The organism is Ruegeria sp. YTSC199, from assembly GCF_059609725.1.
Window position 1 is genome coordinate 178401 of the sequence record NZ_JBXWMF010000002.1, and the last position, 9381, is coordinate 187781.

Sequence of the window (9381 nt, forward strand, 5' to 3'; positions counted from 1 at the left end):
ACGAAAGCCTGCCGATTAACCCTTGGGGCGGGCGGCTTTTTCAGCGATGCCGCTGGTGCCCTGACGCCGCGCCAACTCGGCCAGGACGTCATCCAACGCCACGTCCCGCGCAGTCAGCATCACCAGCAGATGATAGAGCACATCCGCAGCCTCAGCCGTCAGCCCCGCTTTGTCGTTCTTGACGGCTTCGATGATGGCTTCAACGGCCTCTTCTCCGAATTTTTCGGCGCACTTCTCTGGTCCTTTGGCCAGCAGCTTGGCAGTCCAGCTGGAGTCGGGATCGGCGCCCTTGCGGGCCTCAATGGTGGCAGCCAGATCGTGCAGAATGCTCATGTCAGCCTCATGGGGATGCCTGCGGCGGCCATGTATTCCTTGGCCTCGCGGATAGTGTATTCGCCGAAATGGAAGATCGAGGCGGCAAGCACCGCGCTGGCCCCGCCCTCGGTCACGCCTTCGACAAGGTGATCGAGATTGCCGACGCCGCCTGAGGCGATCACCGGCACGTCCACCGCGTCTGAGATAGCGCGGGTCAGGGGCAGGTTGAACCCAGCCTTGGTGCCGTCGCGGTCCATCGAAGTCAGAAGAATCTCGCCCGCGCCTTTGGCGACGACGGTTTTGCCGAACTCCACCGCGTCAATGCCGGTGGATTTGCGTCCTCCGTGAGTGAAAATTTCCCACTTACCGGGGCTGACAGTCTTGGCGTCGATGGCACAGACAATGCATTGACTGCCGAACTGATCCGCTGCTTCCGCTATCACATTCGGGTTGGCCACGGCGGCTGAGTTGAAGCTGACCTTGTCGGCGCCCGCCAGCAGCAGGGCGCGCACGTCATCCTTGGTGCGCACACCGCCACCGACGGTCAAGGGGACAAAACACTGTTCAGCAGTGCGCTGAACCACTTCGAACATGGTGCCACGGTTTTCATGAGTGGCGTGAATGTCCAGAAAACAGATCTCATCCGCGCCAGCGGCGTCATAGGCCTTGGCCGATTCCACCGGGTCGCCTGCATCACGCAGGCCAACGAAATTCACGCCCTTGACCACGCGGCCATCGGCGACATCCAGACAGGGAATGATGCGGGTTTTCAGCATGTCGGCGTCCTTTGTTGCCGCACCTCTAGCGACAAAGCCCCGCCGATGCCAGACCTGAGAGATTTGAAAGCGCTACGCCACACGGTGTACGGCGCCGCGTTGCATCAATGCGCGGCCAGTATTCTTAGTGCCGACAGAAGGTTACCCTTGTTGTCTGTCCATGGAATCTGACCATCGGTGGTCAGCTTGGTCCACCTGCCGGTGTCGACAAACGTGGCGATGCGGTTTTCGTCACGGCTCAGGATAACGACATGCGTATCTGACGCGCCCTGACTTTTGGCCTGCTCGTCGGCGTTGTACTTCTGAAGCGCGGCATGCAGTTCAAGCGTTGCAGCAGAGCGCGCCAGTTGCGGTGCAAGATCATAGTACTGGTTCGAGATGTGAAAGACTAAAGTGCCGCCCGGATTCAACTGGCTTAGATAGGTTTCGATCGCTTCGCGTGTAATCAGGTGCAGTGGAATCGCATCCGAGCTGTAAGCATCGAGCACCATGATATCAAACGCGAACTTCTGATGCTCCAGCACGACTCGCGCATCACCCATTTGAGTTTTCGAATCCGGGGCGCATTCAGACATATACGTGAACAGGTTCGGATTGCGGGCAATGCGATCGACAGTTTCATCGATCTCGAAGAACTCCCACGTTTGGTGGGGTTGCCCGTAACAGGCCAGCGCACCAGTCCCGAGGCCGACAATGCCAATACTGTCGGTGCTTAAACCGTATTCGGATGTCAGGACTTCTGCCATCGGCCCGTTAGGGTGGTAGTACGAAGACGCAACTGGTCGCGTTCCGGGATCGGTTGGCGTTTGCCAGCCATGCATGGTGGTGCCGTTCTGGTAGACACGGAAACCGCCGCTATCAAAAACAGCATGGGTTCCGAAAAAGCTGCGATCGCGGTAGAGCATCTCGTATTTCGGGAGAACGGTCGGCACCAGGAACACCACTAGCACCGTTGCAATACGGGTCGGCGCGTTCCGGAAGGTCAGCAATACCATGGCTACCAATGCGGCAGTTACGATCGTAGTGATGGCGTTTGCATCCGCTGCGCGTCCTTCGTTCAATACGCTGATTGCGACTGAAATCGGGGCGGCAACGGCAACCCCGATCAGGGCATGGCGAAGACTGAATGTTCCAGCCTGAAGCAGAAACAAACCGCCTGCGGCAAGAAGTGTCAGCCCAAACTCAATTTCCCGGTTAAACATCGCAGGCGCGATGATCGAGTTGAACAGCCCGCCGCAGGCACCTCCGACCGACAGTGCAAGGTAGAATACTGTGAGATGTTCTGCCGGTGGTCGGAATTCATAGAGAAGCCTGTGTGCGAACAGGGCGACCAAAAACAGCAGCGGAATATACACCAGCATAGCGGCCAGAGGCTGTTGTGAAGAACCGATTTTGGACAACATTGCAATGCCGATCGCCATGACAAGCAAAACCGAAGTCCTTAGGCCGTCCAGAGTATGTCGGCGCCATTTTGCGAAAGCAAGAATGAACGTCAGGATGTAGGTCGCAAGCGGCACGACCCAGATCAGTGGGATGGCGCCAAGGTCGGTGCTGAGCTTGGTTGTCGTGGCCAGCATCAGCGACGAGGGGATGAAGGCAATAAACACCCACGAGGCAATCGTTGTCGCGCTTAGGGCTTTGCCCGCCTTGCGCGGCTCTGCCGGGTTCGCTGTTTCGCCAGGTCCGCGCAGAGCAATCAGGCCGCTGAGCGCCAGAAGGACGCCAAAGACGACAAATCCGACAGACCAGAACAGGCTGATTTCCCGCGCTCCGAAGAAGGGGTCGGCAAGCAGTGGAAAAGACAATAAAGCCAGCAACGATCCAACATTGCTGGCCGCATATAGAAAATAGGGATCATTGGCCGACGGCCCGCCTGATCGCGAATACCAGGCCTGCAGCAATGGCGCGTTGGCAGACAGAACGGCAAATGGAACCCCCACGCCTGCCGCAAACAACAAAAGTGTTTGCAGAGCGATGGATTGCGAGGCCTCGAACCTCCAGCCTTCCTGCGTGGCCAAAGGCAGAAAACTAAGCGCCACCAGCCACAAGGCCAGATGTGTCATAAGTTGCCAGCGCAGGGTTAACCACCGGGTCAACATGTGGGCATACAGGTATCCCAGGATCAGCATCAGCTGGAAAAACAGCATCGCGGTGGTCCATACCGCGGGGGTCCCGCCGATTTTGGGCAAAACGAGCTTGGCAAACAGCGGCTGCACAAAAAACAACAAACTTGCACTGACGAAAATGGACGCGCAAAAACTGATGACCGGAGCGTAATTTCTCCAATTAGCCGTTGGCTGTGATGCGTTCGAAAAAGACACGGTGAAACTCCGGCATAAGCTAGCGGTCCAGCCGTATTGGCGAATCTTGACCTTTTTGCGGCTGATCAGTGCAAATTCACCGCGTATGTGTGGAATTGTTTACGATTCGAGATCGAAGGGCGCGCTTGGATGGTCATCCGGTAAGTGTTCCCCGTAACCGGCAAAGCCCCGCCGATGCCAGACTTGTGATTGTCACATCCCTCAAACCTGTGAACACTGTCCCCAAATTCATCAGGAGATCAATGAGATGCATAAACTCTTTTTGACAACCGCTCTCGTAATTGGAGGAGCCGTCACAGCAATGGCAGACGATATCGTCAAGGTGAACACCGACAAGTCCGTGTCCGAGGCGTTGGATGCGCTTGAGGCGGCTGTTGGCAACGCGGGCGCGACAGTGTTTGCCCGTATTGATCACGCCGCAGGGGCCGAAAAGGTCGGGCTGACCATTCCGGCCAATCAGGTTCTTATCTTCGGCAACCCGGCGCTGGGCACACCCGCCATGCAGATCGACCCGCGCGCAGGTTTGTTCCTGCCGCTGAAAGTACAGGCTTACGAGGATGAAAACGGGCAGGTTTGGCTGGCCTACGAAGACCCGAAAGAAACCATGGACGAGCTTGATGCTGTCGAAAAATCGCCTGTTATAGAAAAGATGCGTGGTGCGTTGGCCAAGCTGACCTCGGTCGCAGCACAATAGTCAAACGGATGTGCTGGCAGCATTGGCTGCTGGCACATCTTCCCCTCGGCAATTTGTTTGATTGCCTGGATTATGGTAAATTCCCCGCATTTCAGTCTTTTAGGGAGGAGTTTTCCATGAAACTTTCATTGCATATGATGTGGCTTGCCGGAGTGTTTTTTGTGGCTGTATCAGGTGCCGCGCAGGCCCAGGATTTTATGACACAAAAAGAAATTTTGGCGACCATTCCGGGCTCGACGATTTACGGTATTTCGAACCAGGATAACAAAACCCAATGGGCGCAAGCCTACAGTAAAGGCCGCAAAAAGGGAAAGCTCGCCGGTAACTCTGGTGGCAATAAGTATGAAGGCAAATGGTACGTTGATGGCGACATGTGGTGTGAAGAGACCGGCGATTGGGTGGGGTGCTTTCAATTCGTTCGCATAAGCGAAAAGGAACTGCAGCCGTACAAAGACGGGCAGCCCAGGAACACATGGAAAATACAGTAAACCGCTGCTGAGCAGCTCAATTGCTCAGAGTGGCCAAGGCGTCTTTCAGGTCGATCGCACCGTCATAGAGCGCGCGGCCGGAAATCGCGCCGTTCAGGTCCACACCGCAATCGCGCAGCGCAATCAGGTCGTCCAGTGAGCTGACGCCGCCCGAAGCAATCACCGGGATCGACACGGCGCGGGCCAAGTCGGCGGTGGCTTCGATGTTCGGACCTTGCATCGCGCCGTCGCGGTTGATGTCGGTATAGATGATGGCGGCGACGCCAGCGTCTTCGAAACTGCGGGCCAGATCGGTGACCTGCACGTCGGTTTCTTCGGCCCAACCTTTGGTGGCGACCATGCCGTTGCGGGCGTCGATACCCACCGCGACCTTGCCGGGGAATTCCCGCGCGGCTTCGCGCACCAGATCGGGGTTTTCGACTGCGACCGTGCCCAGAATCACACGGGCCAGCCCCTTGTCGATCCAGGTTTCTATTGTGGCCATGTCGCGTATACCGCCGCCCAGTTGGGCGGGCACGTCACAGGCCTTCAGAATGGCTTCGACTGGAGTTGCGTTGACCGGTTCACCCGCAAAGGCACCGTTCAGGTCCACAAGGTGCAGCCATTCGCAACCAGCCTCTACAAAGGCACGCGCCTGTGCGGCCGGGTCTTCGTTGAACACGGTTGCCTTGTCCATTTCTCCGCGCAGCAGGCGCACGGCCTGGCCGTCTTTGAGGTCGATGGCGGGGTAAAGGATCATGATCGGCGGCCCTATATCAATGTTACACGCGCGGGATATCGCACAGGCGGGGCAGGGGATGCAACGCGACGCTAAGTCATTCTTGCCCCGGCTGGCGCGGCTCGTCAGACTGGCGGCAAAACAGGGAGGATATGATGAAGAAACTTCTACTCGCAGCAGGATTGGCAGGGCTGGCGACCTCTGCACTTGCCGCCGATCCGGTTGATGGGCTGTGGAAGACCCAGCCAGGCGATACCGGGGGCTATTTGCACGTGTCTATTGGGGAATGCGGCAGCGCGATTTGCGGAACCATCGACAGCGCTTTTGACGGCGACGGCAACCAGCAACTGGAATATGAAAATCTCGGCAAACAGATCATTTGGGACATGGTGCCCGAGGGCGGTGGCCAATATGACAGCGGCAAGATCTGGGCGCCGGATCGCGACAAGACCTACAATTCGAAAATGACCCTCGACAACCAGAATAAGCTAACTGTCAAAGGCTGTGTCGCGGGTGGTCTGGTCTGCCGTGGGCAGACCTGGACGCGCGTTCAGTAACCTTTACGGAGCCCAGGTCAGGAAATTCCCGATCATACGCAGGCCAACATCCTGGCTTTTCTCGGGGTGGAACTGCATTCCAACCATGGTGTCGCGGCCGATCACGGCCGTGACCTCTTGGCCATAGTCCACATATGCCAACCGCTGCACAGGATTTCTGACGCGGAAATGGTAGGAGTGGACGAAATAGGTGTGGTCACCCGATTTTACCCCGTCGAACACGGGGTGCTCGCTTTCCACAACCAGATCGTTCCAGCCCATATGCGGAACCTTCAGTGCGCGGTCCGAAGGTTCGATCCGTACCACATCACCTGCAACCCAGCCCAAGCCATCCGTTTCGGTATACTCGTGGCCTTTTGAGGCCATCAATTGCATCCCGACACAGATGCCCAGAAACGGGCGGCCTTTTTGCTCGACCGCCTCGACCATCGCATCATAGATGCCTTTATGTCCGCGTAACTCGGCGGCGCAGGCCGGAAAAGCGCCGTCACCGGGCAGAACTAACCGATCAGCCCGTGCAACAACATCTGCATCCGAAGTCACAACAACCTGGCCGGCGTCCACCTCGCGCGCCATGCGCTGAAACGCCTTCTCGGCCGAGTGCAGGTTGCCGCTCTCGTAGTCAATAATGGCAGTCAGCATTTACAGCGCGCCCTTGGTCGATGGAATAGCATCGGCCTTGCGCGGATCAGTTTCGACCGCCAGCCGCAAAGCGCGGGCGACGGCCTTGAAGGCGGCCTCGGCGATGTGGTGGCTGTTGAAACCGTGCAACTGGTCGATATGCATGGTTATGCCGCCATGGGTGCTGAACGCCTGAAAGAACTCGCGCACCAATTCGGTGTCGAACACGCCAATCTTGGTCGTCGGCAGGTCGACGTTCCAGATCAGGAACGGACGGCCTGACAGATCCAGCGCGCAACGGACCTGTGCGTCGTCCATTGGCAGGTGGCACTCGCCATAGCGGCGGATACCCTTCTTGTCGCCCAGAGCTTGTGTCAGCGCCTGACCCAGCGCGATACCGGTGTCTTCGACCGTGTGGTGGTCGTCGATGTGATAGTCGCCCTTGGCGCGGATTGTCATGTCGATCAGCGAGTGCCGCGCCAACTGGTCCAGCATGTGATCGAAGAACCCGACGCCGGTCTGGTTGTCATAGGTGCCGGTGCCGTCCAAATTGACCTCGACCGAGATCTCGGTCTCGGCGGTTTGACGGCTGATCTTTGCGCTGCGCATGGGCGAATTCCTTTTGCTACAGGCGCGCTTATAGACGGGGATGGCCCGCCTTATCCAGACCAAGCGTGGCATTCCCCGCAAACTGTTGCAGGGGATTGCACCCGGTCGCAGCCCATGCCAGCCTGCAGGCAACTGAACCAACAAGGCACGGCCCATGTCCACCTGCGTTTTCATCCAGATCCGCTGCAAACCCGGCACCACTTACAAGGTGGCTGAAGAAGTCGCCCTCCGCGAAATCCATTCCGAGCTGTATTCGACCAGCGGAGAGTTTGACCTGCTGCTAAAGCTCTACATCCCCGAGACCGAGGATGTGGGTCACTTCATCAACGAAAACCTGCTGGTGATTCCCAATATCGAACGCTCGCTGACCACGATGACGTTCAAGGCGTTCTAGCCCAGTTCGAACGTGGTGACGCCAAAGATCCGGCTTAGGTCGATGTCAGGCTCATGATCTGAGTACATCCGGGCGGTTTCGAATACTTTGTCCAGCCCAAGTTCATCAGCCAGTGCAAAGGCCGAGGGGTTGGGTTGGGGCATGTCCACGAATACCTCATGCTCGTTGTGATCTTCGGGTATCGCGGCCAGAACTGCTGCCAGCAAGGCCTGTGCGATATCCGTGGTATCTGCAAACAAAGGGCCAATCTTATACCCCGTAAGGCAGGGGCGCAGCGTCGCATACCCCCTGATCCTGCCATTCTCGGTATAGACTTTCGAGACGTGTCTGTTGGCGCTTAGCCAGCCGTCCAGAAACACGTCACGAGGCGCGGGAAAAAGATCGCGGTCATAGGATTTCAGTGCATCCGACGCGCTGGTCAGATCCGATATCTGATCGGTGGGCTGATTTCCCAGCTTGCTCAGCATTCGGCGCTTCGTTCCGGAAAAGCGATAATTGTTGTAGGCAAAGGTAAAGCCGGACTTGCGGTAATTGTCCTGCTGCTCGACCACGCCATCCAACCCCATGTTGCGCCCGGTACAATGGGCCAACGCATGCTGAGCGATCTCAAGGCCGTGGCCGTGGTGGCGGAACTCGGGTTTGACGATATAGAAGCCCAGGAAGGCGAAGGCTTCGTCGTAATTCACCGCCGACACGGACGCGATCATCTCGCCATTCAGAAACCCACCCAGAAACCCATCCGGGTCTGTCGGGCGAAAGCATTCGGCATCATGTTTACCGGGGTTCCACCCTTCGCGACCGGCCCAATCCACGGCGTGTTCGACTTCGGCTGCGGTGAGGGGGCGAATGATATAATCCGACATGGGCGAATTCCGTGAATGACTGAAATCACAGCCAGAATGGCGCAATGCCTGTCGAAGAACCAGAGTGTTCAGAAAGGTTTGTATCTGGAGCGGGCGAGGCGATTCGAACGCCCGACCCTAACCTTGGCAAGGTTATGCTCTACCCCTGAGCTACGCCCGCATCAGATACATATTTGGTCCGAAGACCTCTCAATGGAGCGGGCGAGGCGATTCGAACGCCCGACCCTAACCTTGGCAAGGTTATGCTCTACCCCTGAGCTACGCCCGCGCCGTTGAGTGAGGAGGGATGTATAAATTCCCACGCGAGGCTGCAAGCGGAAAAGCACAAAAAGGTGGAAAAATATTTCGACGGAATTCCGCGCGCCATGCGTTCAAGATTTGGAACATTACAAAACAAGAGGGTTCGAGGAGAGGAAATGACACGGATTGCAGACATGAAGATGGCCCTGCTTGCGGCACTAATTGTGCTGACATCGGTGCTTTGTACACCGGATCAGGACAGGCTGGGCGAGGTTGAGCCTGTCCTTAGAGATGCGCCGCAGGTCGAAACGCGGGTGCTGGCGGGGTAAGCCCCGCCGATCAGATCACAGCGCCAGAACGATATTCGCGAAGGCGGCTACCAGAATCGCTGTGAATGTCAGAAGCATCCCGATCTGGCGCAGAATGACGATCTGCGGGCTGCGTCCGAAACCATAGGCGTGCAACAGGCGACCGCTCAGTAATGTCAGGCCCAGCAGGTTCAGTAACAGGCCGCTCGCCCCCTGCAATTCAACCATCGCGATCAACAGCACGGCAAAGGGGGTGTATTCGACGAAATTGGAATGCGTCCGCATCACCTTGAGCATCGCCGTATTTCCGCCGTCGCCGTAGGAAATCTTGTCGCTGCGCCGCTGGCTGATGACCCTGACGCTGAGCGCGACAAACAGGATTGCCAGCAGTGCGGCATAGATGGGTGTGATGGACAGCATGGGCGTTTATCCTCCTCGGATCGAAAAAAGGCCGCCCGGTTCCCCGAGCGGCCCCTG

Annotated in this window: 13 protein-coding genes and 2 tRNA genes; 5 read left to right on the forward strand and 10 right to left on the reverse strand. The window is 57.4% G+C overall.

Going from position 1 to position 9381, the window contains the following annotated elements:
* Positions 1–15 precede the first annotated feature (15 nt).
* The 3 genes from AC2FEE_RS02585 to AC2FEE_RS02595 form a co-directional block, all read right to left on the reverse strand.
* A complete protein-coding gene (locus AC2FEE_RS02585; protein ID WP_496862862.1) occupies positions 16–333 on the reverse strand; it encodes a phosphoribosyl-ATP diphosphatase in 318 nt (105 codons plus the stop codon).
* Complete coding sequence (gene hisF / locus AC2FEE_RS02590) at positions 330–1091, reverse strand: imidazole glycerol phosphate synthase subunit HisF (RefSeq protein WP_496862863.1); 762 nt, start codon at positions 1089–1091, stop codon at positions 330–332. The genes AC2FEE_RS02585 and hisF overlap by 4 nt, the downstream gene beginning before the upstream one ends.
* Positions 1092–1195: 104 nt before the next feature.
* Complete coding sequence (locus AC2FEE_RS02595) at positions 1196–3238, reverse strand: spermidine synthase (protein WP_496862864.1); 2043 nt, start codon at positions 3236–3238, stop codon at positions 1196–1198.
* A 475-nt stretch (positions 3239–3713) separates the two neighbouring features.
* Between AC2FEE_RS02595 and AC2FEE_RS02600 the strand changes: the two genes are divergently transcribed.
* Together AC2FEE_RS02600 and AC2FEE_RS02605 are read left to right on the forward strand one after the other, a co-directional pair.
* Entirely contained in the window at positions 3714–4106 is a 393-nt protein-coding gene (locus AC2FEE_RS02600; protein ID WP_496862865.1) for a DUF302 domain-containing protein, read from the forward strand.
* A gap of 116 nt (positions 4107–4222) precedes the next feature.
* Positions 4223–4594, forward strand: a complete 372-nt coding sequence (locus AC2FEE_RS02605) for a hypothetical protein (RefSeq protein WP_496862867.1) — start codon at positions 4223–4225, stop codon at positions 4592–4594.
* Between the two features lie 16 nt (positions 4595–4610).
* Here AC2FEE_RS02605 and hisA read toward each other — a convergent pair whose 3' ends face one another.
* Positions 4611–5333 carry a 1-(5-phosphoribosyl)-5-[(5-phosphoribosylamino)methylideneamino]imidazole-4-carboxamide isomerase gene (hisA, locus tag AC2FEE_RS02610; RefSeq protein WP_496862868.1) on the reverse strand — a complete coding sequence of 241 codons (723 nt, stop codon included), beginning with the start codon at positions 5331–5333 and terminating at the stop codon, positions 4611–4613.
* Between the two features lie 134 nt (positions 5334–5467).
* On the opposite strand from hisA, the gene AC2FEE_RS02615 reads away from it, so the two are divergent.
* Positions 5468–5869: a DUF2147 domain-containing protein gene (locus tag AC2FEE_RS02615; protein WP_496862869.1), complete on the forward strand. Its 402-nt coding sequence runs from the start codon at positions 5468–5470 to the stop codon at positions 5867–5869.
* A 3-nt stretch (positions 5870–5872) separates the two neighbouring features.
* Here AC2FEE_RS02615 and hisH read toward each other — a convergent pair whose 3' ends face one another.
* Both hisH and hisB read right to left on the reverse strand, forming a co-directional pair.
* Complete coding sequence (hisH, locus tag AC2FEE_RS02620; RefSeq protein ID WP_496862870.1) at positions 5873–6511, reverse strand: imidazole glycerol phosphate synthase subunit HisH; 639 nt, start codon at positions 6509–6511, stop codon at positions 5873–5875.
* Positions 6512–7099: an imidazoleglycerol-phosphate dehydratase HisB gene (gene hisB, locus AC2FEE_RS02625; RefSeq protein ID WP_496862872.1), complete on the reverse strand. Its 588-nt coding sequence runs from the start codon at positions 7097–7099 to the stop codon at positions 6512–6514. It abuts the gene before it with no gap.
* Positions 7100–7253: 154 nt separating this feature from the next.
* On the opposite strand from hisB, the gene AC2FEE_RS02630 reads away from it, so the two are divergent.
* Positions 7254–7493: an Lrp/AsnC family transcriptional regulator gene (locus tag AC2FEE_RS02630; protein WP_496862873.1), complete on the forward strand. Its 240-nt coding sequence runs from the start codon at positions 7254–7256 to the stop codon at positions 7491–7493.
* Here AC2FEE_RS02630 and AC2FEE_RS02635 read toward each other — a convergent pair.
* The 3 genes from AC2FEE_RS02635 to AC2FEE_RS02645 form a co-directional block, all read right to left on the reverse strand.
* On the reverse strand, positions 7490–8356 hold the full coding sequence (locus AC2FEE_RS02635) for a GNAT family N-acetyltransferase (RefSeq protein ID WP_496862874.1): 867 nt from the start codon (positions 8354–8356) through the stop codon (positions 7490–7492). The two genes, AC2FEE_RS02630 and AC2FEE_RS02635, sit on opposite strands and share 4 nt — an antisense overlap.
* An 85-nt stretch (positions 8357–8441) precedes the next feature.
* A tRNA-Gly gene (locus AC2FEE_RS02640) sits at positions 8442–8516 on the reverse strand.
* Between the two features lie 33 nt (positions 8517–8549).
* Positions 8550–8624: transfer RNA gene (locus tag AC2FEE_RS02645), tRNA-Gly, on the reverse strand.
* Between the two features lie 148 nt (positions 8625–8772).
* On the opposite strand from AC2FEE_RS02645, the gene AC2FEE_RS02650 reads away from it, so the two are divergent.
* On the forward strand, positions 8773–8925 hold the full coding sequence (locus AC2FEE_RS02650; protein WP_496862875.1) for a hypothetical protein: 153 nt from the start codon (positions 8773–8775) through the stop codon (positions 8923–8925).
* Between the two features lie 15 nt (positions 8926–8940).
* On the opposite strand, the gene AC2FEE_RS02655 is transcribed toward AC2FEE_RS02650, so the two are convergent.
* Complete coding sequence (locus tag AC2FEE_RS02655; protein ID WP_496862876.1) at positions 8941–9324, reverse strand: MAPEG family protein; 384 nt, start codon at positions 9322–9324, stop codon at positions 8941–8943.
* Positions 9325–9381: the final 57 nt, after the last annotated feature.

Bases quoted from the DNA above. Each gene is read 5' to 3' on its own strand.
- AC2FEE_RS02585 (WP_496862862.1), bottom strand. From the start codon at position 333: ATGAGCATTCTGCACGATCTGGCTGCCACCATTGAGGCCCGCAAGGGC.
- AC2FEE_RS02655 (WP_496862876.1), bottom strand. From the start codon at position 9,324: ATGCTGTCCATCACACCCATCTATGCCGCACTGCTGGCAATCCTGTTT.
- hisA (WP_496862868.1), bottom strand. From the start codon at position 5,333: ATGATCCTTTACCCCGCCATCGACCTCAAAGACGGCCAGGCCGTGCGC.
- AC2FEE_RS02635 (WP_496862874.1), bottom strand. From the start codon at position 8,356: ATGTCGGATTATATCATTCGCCCCCTCACCGCAGCCGAAGTCGAACAC.
- AC2FEE_RS02615 (WP_496862869.1), top strand. From the start codon at position 5,468: ATGAAGAAACTTCTACTCGCAGCAGGATTGGCAGGGCTGGCGACCTCT.
- hisH (WP_496862870.1), bottom strand. From the start codon at position 6,511: ATGCTGACTGCCATTATTGACTACGAGAGCGGCAACCTGCACTCGGCC.
- AC2FEE_RS02600 (WP_496862865.1), top strand. From the start codon at position 3,714: ATGGCAGACGATATCGTCAAGGTGAACACCGACAAGTCCGTGTCCGAG.
- AC2FEE_RS02595 (WP_496862864.1), bottom strand. From the start codon at position 3,238: ATGCTGTTTTTCCAGCTGATGCTGATCCTGGGATACCTGTATGCCCAC.
- AC2FEE_RS02605 (WP_496862867.1), top strand. From the start codon at position 4,223: ATGAAACTTTCATTGCATATGATGTGGCTTGCCGGAGTGTTTTTTGTG.
- hisB (WP_496862872.1), bottom strand. From the start codon at position 7,099: ATGCGCAGCGCAAAGATCAGCCGTCAAACCGCCGAGACCGAGATCTCG.
- AC2FEE_RS02630 (WP_496862873.1), top strand. From the start codon at position 7,254: ATGTCCACCTGCGTTTTCATCCAGATCCGCTGCAAACCCGGCACCACT.
- hisF (WP_496862863.1), bottom strand. From the start codon at position 1,091: ATGCTGAAAACCCGCATCATTCCCTGTCTGGATGTCGCCGATGGCCGC.
- AC2FEE_RS02650 (WP_496862875.1), top strand. From the start codon at position 8,773: ATGACACGGATTGCAGACATGAAGATGGCCCTGCTTGCGGCACTAATT.